The sequence below is a fragment of the Halomonas sp. BC2 genome, assembly GCF_002078115.1.
Classification (GTDB): Bacteria; Pseudomonadota; Gammaproteobacteria; order Pseudomonadales; family Halomonadaceae; genus Vreelandella; species Vreelandella stevensii.
In genome coordinates, this window is sequence record NZ_LFGT01000004.1 from 18,372 (window position 1) to 34,384 (window position 16,013).

Consider the following 16,013-nt stretch of genomic DNA (forward strand, 5'->3'; position numbering starts at 1 on the left):
GGGGAAAACACCATGCAACTTGCACCGCGAGATACCCAGGCCTTCCGAGGCCAGTTTACCTACCGCAATAGTCCCGAGGCCGTGAGACGCTTTCCCTTCCCGTTTCCGGAAGATGATTATATGTACTCAGTCAATACTGAGCCGCATACGCTGCCGGGCCCCAAGGGCAGTGTTTACGAACATATGCTCGATATCGATGAACATTATCTGTGTGAAACAGCAGAAAGGGCGATGGTGCTGGAAGAGGACCCCGCTCGCTGCCTTGCCATGCCCCACATGGAACAGGCGTGCTGGGACCTGCTTGAATTTGTCATGACCCACTATGCCCAGGATTATCCCGAACATTTTTCCTTCACCCAACAGGGCGATCAATGCGAGTGGATTAATCGCCCCCTCGGCATTCATCAGACCTTTGTGATGGGCGACGCAAGCACTTTGCCCATGCCGCCGATGGAGTTTATCGGACGCCAGATGCAGGGGGATTTTGCGTTACTGGATCAACGTGATGCAGACCTCTTCATGGACGCAGGCGTAATCACATCACCGGCTGACTGGTCGCTGGCCTTTGATGCCGGAATGAGTTTCAAACAGTGGCATGGCCCTGTGCCGCTGGCTCATGAGATGGGTATTTTTGATCGGGTCCTTAAATATCTGTGCGCCATTCAGGTGGGCAGCCCGATTCGTCGTTTGAACTGGACGATGACGATCCACCCACGCATGGACAGTTCCCCTGAAACCTATCACCAATGGGGGGCAGACCGAACCACGATTACCCCCGAGAACGTAGGCAGGGATGTCTTTCTGCGTGTCGAGTTACAGACACTGGTACGTATGCCCCGAAGCCATGCGCTGTTCTTTGGCATCCGCACTTATCTGATCAGCATGGACGACCTCACAACCAATAAGGCCTGGGCCAAGCGGCTGCATCGCGTGCTGGCCAATCTGCCCGAGGCACTGGTGGATTACAAAGGGATGACACGCTACCGCGACACTGTCGTGGAGTGGTTAAGCGAATACGACCACGAACTCCAACCACAAACCTGAAACCTGCTAGCCGAGAGGACACTCATGAACGAGATAACGCTAGAGCTGAGTTATGCGCTCGATACCTTCTATTTTCTAGTCTGTACCGCCTTTGTCATGTTCATGGCCTGTGGTTTTGCCATGCTTGAATCAGGGTTGGTCCGGTCAAAGAACACGGTCGAGATACTGACCAAAAACGCGATGCTGTACTCCGTTGCGTGCCTGGTTTATCTGGTGGTTGGCTACAACCTGATGTATCCCGCCAACCCAGTCAGCAGCTTTATTCCCGGGTTGGATTTCATGCTGGGCAGTGATAACAGCATGGCCGATATTTCGGCGGGAGAAGGCTCACCTTATTACTCTTCCATGGCTGACTTTATTTTCCAGGCGGTATTTGCCGCTGCCACCATGTCGATTGTTTCCGGGGCAATTGCCGAGCGTATGAAACTGTGGCCTTTCCTGGTGTTTGCGGTCTTCATGGTCGGAGTGATTTACCCCGTGAACGGGTTCTGGAAATGGGGCGGTGGCTTCCTGGATGAAATGGGCTTCCAAGATTTTGCCGGCTCCGTTGTGGTGCACATGGCAGGCGGTGCCGCAGCACTGGCCGCTGTATTGATGGTTGGCGCACGTAAAGGCCGTTTCGGTCCCAATGGTGAGGTACGGGCCATTCCGGGCGCCAATCTGCCGATTGCCATGCTTGGCATGTTTATTCTCTGGATGGGCTGGTTCGGGTTCAATGGCGGCTCGATGCTGAAAATTGCCAGCCTGGATGATGCCAATGCAGTGGCACGTATTTTCGTCAATACCAATACCGCCGCAGCCTCGGGCATGGTAGCGGCCGCTCTGCTGTACCGTGCCTTGTTCGGCAAGACCGATATGACGATGGTCATGAACGGCGCATTGGCCGGGTTGGTGTCCATTACGGCTGAGCCGCTTCTGCCCGGGCCGGGAATGGCCATGCTGGTCGGTGCGATCGGTGGTGTGGTGGTCGTGCTCTCTGTGCTCGGGCTGGACCGCCTCAGGATCGACGACCCCGTGGGTGCCATTTCGGTACATGGCAGTGCGGGTATCTGGGGGATTGTCGCCGTTGTATTCACTAACCCTGACGCCACGCTAGGCATCCAGCTGCTCGGCACCGTGATTATTTTCGCTTGGATGTTCGGTGCCAGTCTGGTGGTGCTTTTCATTATACGTGCCGTAATGGGGCTGCGTGTCAGCGAGCAGGACGAGTTTGAGGGCATGGATGCCCACGAATGCGGTATGCACGCCTACCCTGAGTTCGTTTCGGCCAATACATCGGACATGGATGGCACCCCCCTGCGGAGCAGTGCAGCGGCCGACGGCCTGCTGGCCAGCCGGAAACCTGTTCAACGTTAAATGATTCTCCGAGGCCAAGGCCCATTAGATAAACACGGGTCTTGGCTTTTCGTGAACTGATGATGAAAACCTAGAGGCCATACCATGCATATGATCGCAGCTATTATTCAACCCCATAGGCTTGAAGATGTCAGAGAAGCGTTATCTGATATCAATGTTCAAGGACTCACTGTGACTGAGGTTAAAGGGTTTGGAAGGCAGAAGGGGCATACCGAGCTTTACAGGGGGGCGGAGTACACTGTGGACTTTGTGAACAAGATGAAAGTCGAAGTGGGAGCCTGTGATTCCCAGGTCGACACAGTGATCGAAGCGATTAAAACAGCCGCATACTCTGGTCGTATTGGAGATGGGAAAATATTCGTCTATCCACTTTCCAATGTTATACGCATACGCAGTGGTGAAACTGACGAGGCGGCGTTATAGCTCCTTTTTAGCGAGGCTTGCGTTTTCTGCTTATTCCAACAGAAATCCGCGTACAAAACAGTGGGGTCGCCCGTCGGCACCGCTGTTTTTGCTCGAAAATCTACGGATTATCTCGAGGGTGCTCTGCCCCGACATGCCTACGAAAGGTGAAACGAAGTGACTGACAGTATGGCTCCGCAGCAACCAACCCATTTCCCGCCCTTTCGTGGTAAAGCCCGCGGCAAGCCACGCGGACGCTCACTTGCCCCGGACGCCCTGGATGCCTTGCGTCAACTGCTCGGTGATGAACGCGAGCAGCCGCAGCGGCGCCAACGTGATCTGTTGATCGAACATCTGCACGCGATTCAGGATGCCCTTGGCCACTTGCCGCTGACCCATCTACGCGCCCTGGCCGCTTACATGAACCTGCCCATGGCTGAGGTGTACGAAACCGCCACCTTCTACGCCCACTTTGATGTCATCCACGACGATCAATCGCCGCCTCCAGCGCTGACGCTGCGGGTATGTGATTCCCTGTCCTGCCAGCTGGCCGGTGCTGACGCTCTGCGCAATGCACTTGCGGTAGGCACCGACCCCGCCGAGGTGCGCGTGTTGCGCGCCCCCTGCATGGGCCGCTGTGATACGGCGCCTGTGGTGGAAGTGGGTCATTACCATCTGGGCCATGCCAGTGTTGAGCGCGTTCAGGCGGCCATCGCTGCCGATCACATTCACCCTGAACCCTTGGACTGGCCACGCCTTGACGCGTATCGGCAAACCGGTGGTTACGCCCTGCTCAGCGCCTGCCGGGCGGGGGAGGTGAGTGTTGAAAGCCTGATGGACACCCTGGAAAAGGCCAACCTGCGCGGGCTGGGGGGCGCGGGTTTCCCGACCTTTAAAAAATGGTTTTTCGTCCGCGCCGAGGCCGGGCCGCGCTACTGCGCCATCAACGCCGATGAAGGCGAGCCGGGCACCTTCAAGGATCGTTATTACCTGGAGCGCGCGCCCCATCAATTTCTCGAAGGCGCCTTGATCAGCGCCTGGGCCGTGGAAGCAGACGCCCTGTACATCTACTTGCGTGATGAATACCCGGCGCTGCATACGGTGTTGCATCAGGCCATTGCGGAGCTGGAAGCCGCCGGGCTGGTGGCACCGGGCTATATTGTGGTGCGCCGTGGCGCGGGGGCGTATATCTGCGGGGAAGAATCGGCGATGATCGAATCGCTGGAAGGTAAACCCGGCAAACCGCGCCATCGCCCACCGTTTGTGGCCCAGCGTGGATTATTTGACCGCCCGACTCTGGTCAATAACGTCGAAACCGTCTATTGGATTCCGGCCATTTATGCCCAGGGCGCCGACTGGTTTGCCAGTCAAGGCCGCCATGGTCGCAGTGGCCTGCGCAGCTTTTCGGTCTCTGGCCGGGTGAAAAACCCGGGTGTACATCTGGCCCCGGCGGGTATCACCCTTAACGAGCTGATCAACGAATATGCCGGTGGCATGCAGGACGGCCATCAGCTTGCCGGCTACCTGCCCGGTGGCGCCTCGGGCGGCATTCTGCCCGCCAGCAAGGCCGATATCCCACTGGATTTCGACACCCTGCAGGAGCACGGCTGCTTTATCGGCTCGGCGGCGGTAGTGGTGTTTTCCGATCACGATAACCTGCGTAATGTAGCGACCAATCTGCTGGGCTTTTTCGCCGATGAATCCTGTGGCCAGTGTACGCCCTGTCGCGTGGGTACCGAGAAAATGCTCACCCTGCTGGAACGCAGCACCTGGGATGTCGACACGCTGGAGCGGCTTTCCCAGGTGATGATGGATGCGTCCATCTGCGGCCTGGGGCAAGCCGCCCCCAATCCAGTGCTGGGCCTGCTGCGCGATTTCCGCACTGAGCTTGCCGCCCAGAACGTCATTTTCAAAGGGTAAGGAGAACCTTATGAACCAAGAGACCTTTACCCTCACGCTGGATGGCGCAGCCGTGACGGCTTACCCCGGCGACACCCTCTGGCAGGTCGCCAAGCGCGCCGGAGAAACCATTCCGCACCTGTGCTTCAAGGATGCCGAGGGCTACCGTGCCGACGGCAACTGCCGCGCCTGCATGGTCGAAGTGCAAGGCGAACGCGCCCTGGTCGCCAGCTGCCTGCGTGAGGCCAAGCCTGGCATGGTGGTGCATAGTGCCACCTCTGAACGCTCGCGGGTGGCCCGCGAAGGCGTGCTGGAAATGCTCGCCGTGGACCAGCCGCCCCGCGAGCAGAGTCCGGACGCCTCCAGCCATTTCTGGGCCATGGCCGATCAGCTGGCGATTGATGTCGGTGAGGTAAGTGAGCGCTTACCCAAGCGCAGCGAGCGAACTACGCCCACCGTGCACCATGTGGCCGAGCGCGAAAGTGCCGTCGTCAAAGACCGCTCGCACAGTGCCATGGCGGTCAACCTCGATGCCTGCATTGAATGCAACCTGTGCGTACGCGCCTGCCGCGAAGTGCAGGTCAACGACGTCATTGGTCTGGCCCATCGTGGCAGTGCCTCAAAAATTGTTTTCGACTTTGATGACCCCATGGGCGACAGCACCTGTGTGGCCTGTGGCGAATGCGTGCAGGCCTGCCCCACCGGGGCCCTGATGCCCGCCACCCTGGTTGACGAACACGGCGTGGGGGACAGTGTCGCGACTGATAAACAGGTCGACTCTGTCTGCCCCTATTGCGGCGTCGGCTGCCAGCTGACCTACCACCTCAAGAACGACGAGATTGTCTATGTGGAAGGCCGCAACGGGCCGTCCAACCATAATCGTCTGTGCGTGAAGGGTCGCTTCGGGTTTGACTACCCGCGCCATCCGTCACGCCTGACTACCCCGTTGATCCGCCGTGAGGGTGTGGCCAAGGGGCTTGATCCAGACTTCGACCCCGCCCAGCCGCTGACTCACTTCCGTGAGGCCAGCTGGGAAGAAGCGCTGGAATTTGCCGCCACCGGCCTGATCACGCTGAAAGCGGAACAGGGGCCGCAAGCGCTGGCGGGCTTTGGTAGCGCCAAATGTTCCAACGAAGAAGCCTGGCTGTTCCAGAAGCTGATCCGCACTGGCTTTGGCACCAATAACGTCGACCACTGCACTCGGTTGTGTCACGCCAGTTCGGTCGCCGCCCTGATGGAATGCCTGGGCTCTGGCGCGGTGACCGCGTCCTTTATGCAGGCCGCCAACGCCGATGTGGTGATTCTCACCGGCTGCAACCCGGCGGTAAACCATCCGGTCGCGGCCACCTTTTTCAAACAGGTCGCCAAGCGCGGCACCCAGTTCATCATCATCGACCCCCGTGGTCAGGCGCTGGACGCCTACGCCCACCTGAGCGTGCGCTTTAAACCCGGTGCTGACGTGGCGCTGTTCAATGCGCTACTCAATGTCATCGTCACGGAAGGCCTCTATGACGAGACCTACATTGCCGAGCATACCGAAGGCTTCGACGCCCTCAAAGCGCATGTGGTCGATATGACCCCAGAGGCCATGAGCGCCCAGTGTGGCGTAGAGGCTGAGACCATTCGCGAGGTAGCGCGCCTGTATGCCAATGCCGAGCGTGCGATGATCTTCTGGGGCATGGGCATCTCTCAGCATACCCACGGCACCGATAACGCCCGCTGCTTGATCTCGCTGGCCCTGGCCTGTGGCCATACTGGCCGTCCCGGCACCGGCCTGCACCCGCTGCGTGGCCAGAACAACGTTCAGGGCGCCTCGGACGCGGGTATGATCCCCATGGTGATGCCCGACTACCAGCCGGTCGGCGATGATCAGCTGCGCTCCGCCTTTGAGGAACTGTGGAATACGCCGCTGGATAATCAGCCCGGCCTGACCGTGGTCGAGATCATGGATGCCATTCATGCAGGCACCATTCGCGGCATGTACATCCTGGGTGAAAACCCGGCCATGTCTGACCCCGATCTCACCCACGCCCGTGAGGCGCTCGGCAAGCTGGAGCATCTGGTGGTGCAGGACCTGTTCGTGACCGAAACCGCCCAGTTCGCCGATGTGATTCTGCCTGCCTCGGCCTGGCCCGAGAAAGACGGCAGCGTGACCAACACCAACCGTCAGGTGCAGCTGGGCCGTGCGGCCATGCCGCTGCCCGGCGATGCCCGCCCGGACTGGTGGATCATCCAGCAGCTGGCCAACCGCTTCGGCCTGGGCTGGCACTACCAGCACCCTAGCGAGGTGTTTGCGGAAATGAAGCAGGGCATGGCCTCGCTGGATCATATCAGCTGGGAACGCCTGGAGCGCGAACAGTCGGTGACCTACCCCTGCCCGAGTGACGACGCCCCCGGCCAGGACGTCGTCTTTGGCGATGCCTTCCCCCGCGAAGGGGGCAAGGCCAAGTTCGCCGCCACCCGGCCCATTCCGCCGGATGAACCGGTGGATGACGACTACCCAACGGTGCTCACCACCGGCCGCCAGCTGGAGCATTGGCATACCGGCTCGATGACTCGGCGTGCCAAGGTGCTGGATGAGCTGGAACCGGAAGCTGTGGCCAGTCTCTCCATCAATGAAATGCAGCGGCTGAAGTTGGCGCCGGGAGACCGCCTGACCATCACCACCCGGCGAGGCCGTATCACACTGGCCGCACGGGTTGACCCCGGCATGCCGGATGGCATGGTATTTATCCCCTTCGCCTATGCAGAAGCGGCCGCCAACCTGCTGACCAACCCCGCGCTGGACCCGGACGGCAAGATCCCCGAGTTCAAATACGCCGCCTGCCGCCTGGCCGCCGTCGAAAAAGAGGAGGTCACCTCATGATGATCACTGAGCTGGTGGATGGCGAAGATTTTCGCCAGCGCCTGGTCAGTATTGGGCTGGTGCCGCCGGTGGACGCCAGCCCCGCTGACTTAGCCGAAATCGCTGCCTGCGTCTACAAGGCGAACGGCCTGGCCGAGCTGCCGGAAACCGTTGCGGATCTGCTGCGCTATAAGGAGGTCATGCTGCCGGAAGTGCTTGAGGCCATTGAGACAAGCCTCTCGCCGGTGCTTGAAGACGAGATAAAAGGAAAAGCCTGAAGGGTAGGGTGAACGTTGAGAGCAAACAGGCAGGCGCGAGAGCCAAGTTAATAAAGACAGACAGTTCGTCAGACTTCCGGCAGCTGCCCCATGGGCCATCTGCCGGTTGCTTTTATACGCTTACTGTCAGGTTTCCATTGCATCTGCTTGGGCGGTGGTGGCATCGTCATGCGTGGCCAGATAGGCCTCCAATGAGTCGTCCATCGCGTGTAACCAGGGCGTGTGGTGGGAAGGTGCCATGGTGCCTGTCATCAAGGAGCGGTAGGAGTGGTTACGGAAGGCCATGATGTCATCATGCTTGTGATGCTCCCATTCCAGAAACGTCTTGTTAACGCCGTCAATGTCAAAGCTGGGATAGTCGGTTTCATCAATCAGGGACTTCACGTAATCCCCCTGGAAAACAATCATGTCTTCATCGCTTTCCAGTGTTTCCTCGCGTGCTCGCCAAGCGGCACTATCGCTGCGCATTTCATTTTGGCTTGGCAGCGGAATACGCCCAAGAATGATGTCGCGTACGTACCAGGCCTGTGCATCAAACATATTAAAGGTATAAAACTGATCTTGCATGCCTAGGTAGAACAGCTTGGGGTTGTGCTCCCAGGCAACGCCTTTGTAAAGATCCAGCGGCCACATACGATTGCTGGTTTTCAAGCGCAGTGACTCTTCAAGGAAGGGGAAGTGGTGCAAGTAACCGGTACACAGGATAATAGCGTCGATAGGTTTTGAGGTGCCGTCCGCAAAGTATGCTCTATCGCGATCTACTCGCAATAGTAGTGGTTTTTCTTCCCAGTTATCAGGCCACTTGAAGCCCATAGGTCGAGAGCGGTAACTGGTGGTGATCGTTCGAGCACCATATTTGTAGCACTGAGAGCCAATATCTTCGGCAGAATAGCTACTGCCCACCAGTAACAGATCCTTGTCTTTGAACTCCAACGCATCGCGAAAATCATGGGCATGGAGAATGCGTCCGCCAAAATTTTCGAAACCTTCGAATTCCGGCACGTTAGGGGTAGAGAAATGCCCGGAAGCGACGATGACATGATCGAATGTCTCAGTGCTGAGCGTATCCGTGGTGTGGTCGTGGGCAATGACGGTAAAAGTCCCGTTGGCCTCGTCGTAGCTGATGTGGCGCACTGGACAATTGAAGCGGATGAACTTACGAACACCGGCTTTCTCAACGCGGCCTTTTATATAATCCCAGAGCACAGCCCGTGGCGGATAAGAGGCAATAGGACGACCAAAATGCTCTTCAAAAGAGTAGTCGGCGAACTCCAGGCATTCTTTCGGCCCGTTGGACCAAAGGTATCGGTACATACTGCCGTGAACCGGCTCACCGTTTTCATCAAGGCCGGTGCGCCAAGTGTAGTTCCAAAGCCCACCCCAGTCAGACTGTTTCTCAAAACAGACCAGCTCCTGTGGCTCTCCGCCCTTTTCATGTGCCGATTGAAAGGCTCTAAGCTGTGCCAGACCGCTTGGGCCGGCGCCGATGATTGCGATACGCTTTTTCATAGCTAGTTTCCTGTACGTGTCCTGACAGATTTGAACGAAATGTCGTGATAGGAGGCGAGAAAACCTCTCGCTCGCTCACTACCAACCTAGTGGATCGGCACAGACAACAAAATTACTCAGAGAGGGTAGTCAAAAAGAGTTATCTATCGGTATGAGAGGTCGATGGGTCGGCGTCAAAGGCGATGATAACGCCTTCGACGCCAAGCACAGCGGCGTTATGTGAGTAAACGCCATGTCCCTTTTCGTTCACACGAAGCAGATGTCCATCGGCGCACTGAATACGATAATCCAGCTCAAAGCTGCGGTGTTCACGCAAGGCATCCTGAACTTCTTCCCAGACCTGGTCGGCATCCTGGGGGTGGATCATGTCTCCGTAGCTGATCAGGGAATGGTTAAGCAGCGTTTCGGCCGTGTAGCCGGTCAATCCGTAGCAACCGTCACTGACGTATTCCATGGTCCAGCGGCGATTGTTACGGGCTCGATAAACCATCACAGGAAGTCCATTCACCAGTTGCGACAGGCTGCGATGGCTAGCAGAGAGAACCTGATTACGTTGTACCTGAGGCGTAATATCACAGAGGGATAAGCTGGCAGGCCAGGCAGAGCCAACCCCGAGGGGTTGGGCGCGTAACTCACACCAGCGTAGCTCATGGCCGGCCCCCATCACTCTCAACCATAACGGTGCGGGACTTTCCTGACGATTTACCTGACAGCACACCTGTTGCCAGACATCTCGGTCAGCAGGGTGAACATACTCCAGCAGGTGGGACGGTGTAGCCTCACTGTCGGCGTCAATCAAATGCTGCCAGCTACGGTTGGCAAACAAGATTTCACTGTTGTCATTTACGATCAGTACGGCTTCGTTCAGGCTATCCAGCAAGCTTGAACAAGGCGGTGTGTTGGGGGGACGCTTCCTGAAGGTGAATGGCATCAAAAGGCACATCATGGCGCATCCTCATCAGGTAAAGGGTGCGTGTGTACCCAGGCGGCCAGTTCGAGACGCGAGTTGACATTGAGCTTACGTAGCAGGTTTTTGACATACACTTTGACGGTGCTGTCACTGATGCCCAGTTCACGGGCAATCAGCTTGTTGCTAAGCCCTTTGGTAATCCACATCAAGGTATGGCGTTCGCGCTCGGTCAAGCCTTCCGCCCAGCTTGAGGAAGCGGGCATGTCATCCATAATATCCAGGCGATCGGCACGCAAGTGCTGCGCCAGCATCATGACAACATCATCATTGAGCGCTATCTTGCCATGCAGGAGAGCATCAAGACGCTCGAGAATGATATCCGGATCGGTATCTTTGAGCAGGTAGCCATCAGCGCCAAGCTGAATGGCTTTCAGTAAGTCATGGCTGTCGTCTGACGCGGTCAGCATTACGACCCAGGTATCTTCACACCTGGCCTTGATCTGCTCCAGCAGAGATAAGCCGCTGGTGCCCGGCATTTGCAGATCGATCAGTAACAGCTCAGGATCCAGGCGCTCCAGGTTCTGGAGGAGCTCTTCAGCATTGCCGAACTCTTCCAACATATCAAAGCGCTGACTTTCGCTGAGCAGTTGTGCAACACCACGTCGAAATAAAGGATGGTCATCGACTAAAACAACTCGTGTAGGGTTCATCGCATTTCTCTATCTGTCATCCGTAACGATCAATTCGACACGGGTACCGCCACTGGATAGTGATCCTACGTGCAGGTGGCCACCTATCTTTTGGGCACGCTCGTGCATGATGCCCAGCCCGAAACTGCCGCTGCCAGCATCTTCCGAAATGATGCCCTGTCCATTGTCATCGACACGCACCAGCAACTCCCCTTTAACCTGCGGGAAAAGCTGAATACGAACATGCGAGGCGTGAGAATGACGCACGCTGTTGCTGAGAGCTTCGCGCACAATCAGAAGCACCTGAATGGCGGTCTGTCTGGATAAGCCTTCTGGTTGGGCTCGATTGTCCAGTTCGAATACCAGCCCTGAAAGCTGCTCGAATTCCTCTACTGTGCGTACTAGCCCCAAGTGGAGTGAATCATCCTCCAGAGTGAGCCTGGCGGTGGTGATCAATTCGCGGGTTTGGCGGTAGGTTCGCTGGGTTTGCAGGTGGATATCGCTGGCCAGCGTCTCAAGTTCCGGCGCAAGCTGTCGGCAAGCCTTCTCCAGGCGCGAGGTGCGCAGCCGCAAATACCCCAGCTCTTGGGCAATGGTGTCGTGTAAGCCGGCGGCATAGTCGCGACGCTCTTCTTCTACCGCCTGTTCGAGGTGCTGATGGTGCGCCAGGCAAATCTTTAAGCCTTCCATGAAGGCTCTGCGTAACGGCTCGAAAAACGGGTTCTGCGGCCATCCGCCTGGTAGCAATAACCAAGCCTCCGCCTTTTTATCCAGCGTAAGCTGCTGTGCGTATAGGGGGTGGGGCCAGCATGGAAGCTGACGCTGTGAGGGTATTTCCCTGCTCCCATTGACGAGGTCGTCTGTACGTCGATAGCGCGTGGTTAACGCCGCTTCCATAGCGGTGGCCTGATCTACTGTCAGGGTAATGCCGGAAGGCGTCACCAGGGTCAGCGAGTGGGCCTGCGACATTCGCAAGGCGAGGCATAAACAGGAACCTTCGATAGCGGTGTAGGTGGCTGGAAGCTGACGTTGCAACCAGGTAAGAACCGTCGGTAAGTCAACCGCCAGGTGGTGGCATGCGGCGAGGCGCAAGGTAAGCCCGTTGAGTACCTGGTCGCTTATGAGCGGTTCCGGCTGAGACGTTTTTTCAGGTTGAATTACCCGACGTTCAATCCAGCCACTGAGACTGATAGCCATACCTCCTCCCATCACCGACGTTCATGCCTTACGCGCGTTAGCCCTGTTACTAGCAGGTTTCATGCCAGTACAGGCTGGTTACTCCTTCGTGATTACCCCCCATGGCCGATTGTGCAGCTTCCTACTGCGAGTAAAGTATTTTTATCAGAAAGAAAATTGTTGGCGCATCACGGTTCTCCGGTGGGGGCGGGCACGCCACCTGCACCATAAAGGGAGCATCAGACGACCGCGACGCACCTTTATAGCCCCAGGCTGAACAAAACCGGAACGGACAACACGAGGTTACACTATGGGTAGTTGGCATCACTCTAAGCAGCAGGCGCTGGAAACGCCTTGCCGGCGCTATCGTATCGCTGGCCAGCATGCCCTGCGTTTACCGCTATTACCGGGGGAGCGTTTGAGCATCACGTCGCCAGATGGGGAGCAGGGCTGCGATTTGTTGGCGCTTGACCAGGATAACCAAGCCGTGACGGCTTCCATGGGGATAGCGCTGCAGCCGTCCGCCGCGCTGACACAGCGCCAGCTTGAACAGGGTAATGCGGCTGCCAAGCGGTTGAAAGCCCGGTTCGATTCTTGGCAGATTGATACTGAACTGCTGTCACAGGGAGGTCATATTCCCGGGCGGCAGTTGCCTCTTGAACTCAGCTGCCCTCTGGATAGCGCGCCGCTAACGTTGGTGCTGGTGGCCCCCGGCAACGACATGGCTGTCTCCGAGCAGTCACCCGCCACGGAACTGGACGTGATTCACTGGCACTTGCCTGAGCATTTACCGATTCTGCCAGCGCCTTTAGCCGAGCCTATTAACGACATCCACATTCCGCATAGCAGTGCGCGTACCTATCAGGTTCGTGCAGGTGAGTGGATTCAGATCATCGATGTGTCAGGCAAGCAGTGTTCGGACTTTATTGCCTTTGATAAAGATGCCCTGGACCTGGGCGAGACGGTGACCCTGGACGCGGCGGCAACACGCACGCTGGCCAATTGCGCGATGCCGCAGCCCGGCCTGTTTTCGCGCTTTGCCGATCAACGTCTTCAGCCCATGCTTGAAGTGGTGCAGGACACAGTCGGGCGGCATGACAGTTTTATGCTGGCATGTACGCCAAAATTCTACGAAGACAGCGGCTATTTTGGCCATATCAGTTGTACCGAGAATTTTAACCGTGAACTGGCGGTCTTTAACATCGCCCCTCGCGCTGGCTGGCCAGCCATCAATTTCTTTTTCAATACGCACGTTGAACCCTGCGGCACGCTATCGGCAGATGAGCCCTGGTCGCGAGCTGGCGACTATGTCCTGCTGCGCGCGAAGCGCGATCTGGTGTGTGCGTCGTCCGCGTGTCCGGACGACATTGACCCCGCTAACGGATGGACGCCCACCGATATACAGGTACGCATCTACTCAGCCGAACATGAATTTCCGCGTTCAATTGCTAACCGGACTACCCCGGAGGAACTGCCCCGCATGACACTGCAAACCGCCTTTCACCGTCGGACATCGGCCCTGACCCAGCGCTTCATTGAATATCGCGGCTACTGGCTACCCAGCGAGTTTGAAGGCTGGGGGCGGCGTGCCGAATACCTTGCCTGCCGTGAACGGGTTGCGGTCATGGACCTGACACCCTTGCGCAAGTTTGAAGTGGTGGGGCCGGATGCTGAACGCCTGCTGCAATACGCCTTGACCCGGAATGTGCGGCGTTTATCCGTTGGCGAAGTCGCTTACTCAGCCGCCTGCAATGAAACCGGCGGCATGCTCGACGATGGCACGCTTTTTCGGATGGGCGAACAGGCGTTCCGGTGGATCTGCGGCGACCCGTATAGTGGTATCTGGCTGCGTGAGCTAGCTAGCCGCCAGGGTTATAAGGTCAGTATTCGTGAGTCCACCCAGCAACTGCACAACCTGGCGATTCAGGGGCCGTTCAGCCGTGAGCTGCTCAGCCAGCTTGTGTGGAACGCTGAAACCCAGACGAGCGTCGCTCAGTTAAGCTGGTTCCATTTTATGATTGGCCGGTTGGGCGGGCCGGATGGCATTCCTCTTATGGTCTCGCGTACCGGCTACACCGGCGAGCTGGGGTTTGAAGTCTGGTGCCACCCTGACCATGGCGAACGTCTTTGGGATACCATCTGGGAGGCGGGGCAAGCGTTCGGCTTAGCGCCCTTAGGGCTGGATGCACTGGATATGCTGCGCATCGAAGCGGGGCTGATTTTTGCTGACCATGAATTCTGCCCGGAAACCAATCCGTTTGAAGCGGGTATTGGTTTCACCGTGCCAATGAAAACCAAGGAAGACGACTTTGTTGGCCGGGAGGCGATGGCACGGCAGGCACCGGAAAGTCGCCACAAGTTAATGGGACTGATCATTCATAGTACGGAACTGGTGGATCATGGGGATCAGGTCTTTCATGGACGCTTTCCGGTGGGGCAGGTGACCAGTGCTACCCAATCACCGCTGCTTAAGCAATCGATAGCCCTTTGTCGTCTGGCACCCGAGTTTGCAAGCCCTGGTACCCAGCTAGAAGTGGGTCGCCTTGATGGGCACCAGAAACGCCTGCCGGCGGAAGTGGTTGCCTTGCCGTTTTATGACAAGGAGCGTACTCGCGTGCGTAGTTAATTTAATGTAAGCGCTCCACCAACCCCACCTGTTGCGGCCTGAGTTAGACCGGTAGAGTGTCTTTCCAGCACCAGGGCAGCAGCGTGCCGAGGTCGTCATCCTCACCGAGAGTTGGCAGGGTCTCGAACACGAACTGCAGGTACTCGTAGGGTGAGAGGCCGTTGGCCTTGGCCGTCTCGATCAGGCTGTAGATGGCCGCGCTGGCCTGGGCACCGCTCGGTGTGTGGCTGAACAGCCAGTTCTTGCGGCCGACGACGAAGGGACGAATGGCGTTCTCGGCCGGGTTGTTGTCCAGCGGGATCAACCCGTCATCGAGGAAGCGGGTCAGGCGCTGCCACTGGCCATCCAGATAGTGCAGCGCTCTGCCCAGTGCGCTCTTCGGCAGCACCTGCGTCAGCGACTTGTCGAGCCAGGTGCGCAGCTGGGTGATCAGCGGGCGGCTCTTCTGATCACGCAATGCCTGACGCGCCTCGGGCTCCAGCGCCTTGGCCTGCTTTTCCACGGCGTAGAGTTTGCGGATCTGGTTGAGCGCCCAGTCGGCCTTGCCGGTCTTGCCCTTGGGCTGCACTTTCTGGGCCTCGACGAACTTGCGACGAGCGTGCGCCCAGCACCCGGCGTGGGTGATGCCGTTCTTTCGCACCACCTCGGCATAGCCTTCGTAGCCATCGGTGACCAGGTACCCCGCATAGTCACCCAGCAGGCGCACGGGCACCCGACCGGCTCGGCTCGCATCATAGTCGAACAGCACCACCTGTTGGCCCGGTGGCCCCCCGCGTTGCAGCCACATGTAGGACGTTGAGCTCGCCGGCCGGTCGGCCTCGGCGTTGACCTGCAGCGTGGTCTCGTCCATGTGAATCAGCGGGGCCTGCAGTAGGTGCTGTCGCAGGGCCTCGACCAACGGCATCAGCCGCTCGCCGACCTGCACCATCCAGCGGGCCAGGGTGTTGCGTGGGATCTCGATGCCGTGCCGGGCAAAGATCAGGCTCTGCCGATAGAGCGGCAAGGCATCCTGGTACTTGGCGGTGGCCACGTAGGCGAGCAGGGTCGGGCTGGCATTGCTCTTGGGCAGCAGCTTGGCCGGCGCCGGGGCGATCTGCACGCCCTCTTCGCAGTCTGGGCAGCCGTACTTGATGCGCACATGGCGGATTACCTCGATCCGCGCCGGCACGACGTGCAGTTCCTCACTGATCTCTTTGCCGATCTCCTTGAGCTCGGTGCCGTCGTGGTGGCAATGACGGGCATCCTCGGGGAGCTCATGGATCACTTCGACGCGGGGCAG

General features: G+C 58.1%; 12 protein-coding genes. 7 read left to right on the forward strand and 5 right to left on the reverse strand.

Annotated elements, in window-relative coordinates; translation table 11 throughout:
* The first annotated feature begins 12 nt into the window (after window positions 1-12).
* From B7L71_RS02715 to B7L71_RS02740, 6 genes are all read left to right on the forward strand, one after another.
* Window positions 13-1,044: a heme-dependent oxidative N-demethylase family protein gene (locus B7L71_RS02715; protein ID WP_044630288.1), complete on the forward strand. Its 1,032-nt coding sequence runs from the start codon at window positions 13-15 to the stop codon at window positions 1,042-1,044.
* A gap of 24 nt (window positions 1,045-1,068) precedes the next feature.
* Window positions 1,069-2,400 (forward strand): ammonium transporter, encoded by a 1,332-nt coding sequence (gene amt / locus B7L71_RS02720; protein ID WP_044630287.1) that lies wholly within the window; start codon window positions 1,069-1,071, stop codon window positions 2,398-2,400.
* An 84-nt stretch (window positions 2,401-2,484) separates the two neighbouring features.
* Window positions 2,485-2,823, forward strand: coding sequence for a P-II family nitrogen regulator (locus tag B7L71_RS02725; RefSeq protein WP_044630286.1), 339 nt, complete (start codon window positions 2,485-2,487; stop codon window positions 2,821-2,823).
* 156 nt (window positions 2,824-2,979) lie between these two features.
* The gene (locus tag B7L71_RS02730; protein ID WP_240312656.1) at window positions 2,980-4,722 is read left to right on the forward strand and encodes an NADH-ubiquinone oxidoreductase-F iron-sulfur binding region domain-containing protein; all 1,743 of its coding nucleotides are present in this window, start codon (window positions 2,980-2,982) and stop codon (window positions 4,720-4,722) included.
* A gap of 10 nt (window positions 4,723-4,732) precedes the next feature.
* The gene (fdhF, locus tag B7L71_RS02735) at window positions 4,733-7,567 is read left to right on the forward strand and encodes a formate dehydrogenase subunit alpha (RefSeq protein WP_044630285.1); all 2,835 of its coding nucleotides are present in this window, start codon (window positions 4,733-4,735) and stop codon (window positions 7,565-7,567) included.
* On the forward strand, window positions 7,564-7,824 hold the full coding sequence (locus B7L71_RS02740; RefSeq protein ID WP_044630284.1) for a hypothetical protein: 261 nt from the start codon (window positions 7,564-7,566) through the stop codon (window positions 7,822-7,824). The genes fdhF and B7L71_RS02740 overlap by 4 nt, the downstream gene beginning before the upstream one ends.
* Window positions 7,825-7,950: 126 nt before the next feature.
* Here the strand turns inward: B7L71_RS02740 and B7L71_RS02745 are convergent, their stop codons facing one another.
* From B7L71_RS02745 to B7L71_RS02760, 4 genes are all read right to left on the reverse strand, one after another.
* Complete coding sequence (locus B7L71_RS02745) at window positions 7,951-9,333, reverse strand: NAD(P)-binding domain-containing protein (protein ID WP_044630283.1); 1,383 nt, start codon at window positions 9,331-9,333, stop codon at window positions 7,951-7,953.
* Between the two features lie 139 nt (window positions 9,334-9,472).
* Entirely contained in the window at window positions 9,473-10,279 is an 807-nt protein-coding gene (locus B7L71_RS02750; RefSeq protein WP_081135857.1) for a PAS domain-containing protein, read from the reverse strand.
* Window positions 10,276-10,953, reverse strand: a complete 678-nt coding sequence (locus B7L71_RS02755) for a response regulator (protein ID WP_044630282.1) — start codon at window positions 10,951-10,953, stop codon at window positions 10,276-10,278. The genes B7L71_RS02750 and B7L71_RS02755 overlap by 4 nt, the downstream gene beginning before the upstream one ends.
* A gap of 9 nt (window positions 10,954-10,962) precedes the next feature.
* Entirely contained in the window at window positions 10,963-12,129 is a 1,167-nt protein-coding gene (locus B7L71_RS02760; protein ID WP_052509963.1) for a sensor histidine kinase, read from the reverse strand.
* Window positions 12,130-12,682: 553 nt separating this feature from the next.
* On the opposite strand from B7L71_RS02760, the gene B7L71_RS02765 reads away from it, so the two are divergent.
* Entirely contained in the window at window positions 12,683-14,734 is a 2,052-nt protein-coding gene (locus B7L71_RS02765; RefSeq protein ID WP_249273157.1) for a DUF1989 domain-containing protein, read from the forward strand.
* A 43-nt stretch (window positions 14,735-14,777) separates the two neighbouring features.
* Here B7L71_RS02765 and tnpC read toward each other — a convergent pair.
* Window positions 14,778-16,013: IS66 family transposase (gene tnpC / locus B7L71_RS02770; RefSeq protein WP_081135862.1), on the reverse strand; the 1,236-nt coding region annotated here is incomplete at its 5' end.

Coding starts and splice junctions, on each gene's coding strand:
- amt (WP_044630287.1), top strand. CDS start 1,069: ATGAACGAGATAACGCTAGAGCTGAGTTATGCGCTCGATACCTTCTAT.
- B7L71_RS02760 (WP_052509963.1), bottom strand. CDS start 12,129: ATGGCTATCAGTCTCAGTGGCTGGATTGAACGTCGGGTAATTCAACCT.
- fdhF (WP_044630285.1), top strand. CDS start 4,733: ATGAACCAAGAGACCTTTACCCTCACGCTGGATGGCGCAGCCGTGACG.
- B7L71_RS02740 (WP_044630284.1), top strand. CDS start 7,564: ATGATGATCACTGAGCTGGTGGATGGCGAAGATTTTCGCCAGCGCCTG.
- B7L71_RS02715 (WP_044630288.1), top strand. CDS start 13: ATGCAACTTGCACCGCGAGATACCCAGGCCTTCCGAGGCCAGTTTACC.
- B7L71_RS02750 (WP_081135857.1), bottom strand. CDS start 10,279: ATGATGTGCCTTTTGATGCCATTCACCTTCAGGAAGCGTCCCCCCAAC.
- B7L71_RS02755 (WP_044630282.1), bottom strand. CDS start 10,953: ATGAACCCTACACGAGTTGTTTTAGTCGATGACCATCCTTTATTTCGA.
- B7L71_RS02745 (WP_044630283.1), bottom strand. CDS start 9,333: ATGAAAAAGCGTATCGCAATCATCGGCGCCGGCCCAAGCGGTCTGGCA.
- B7L71_RS02725 (WP_044630286.1), top strand. CDS start 2,485: ATGCATATGATCGCAGCTATTATTCAACCCCATAGGCTTGAAGATGTC.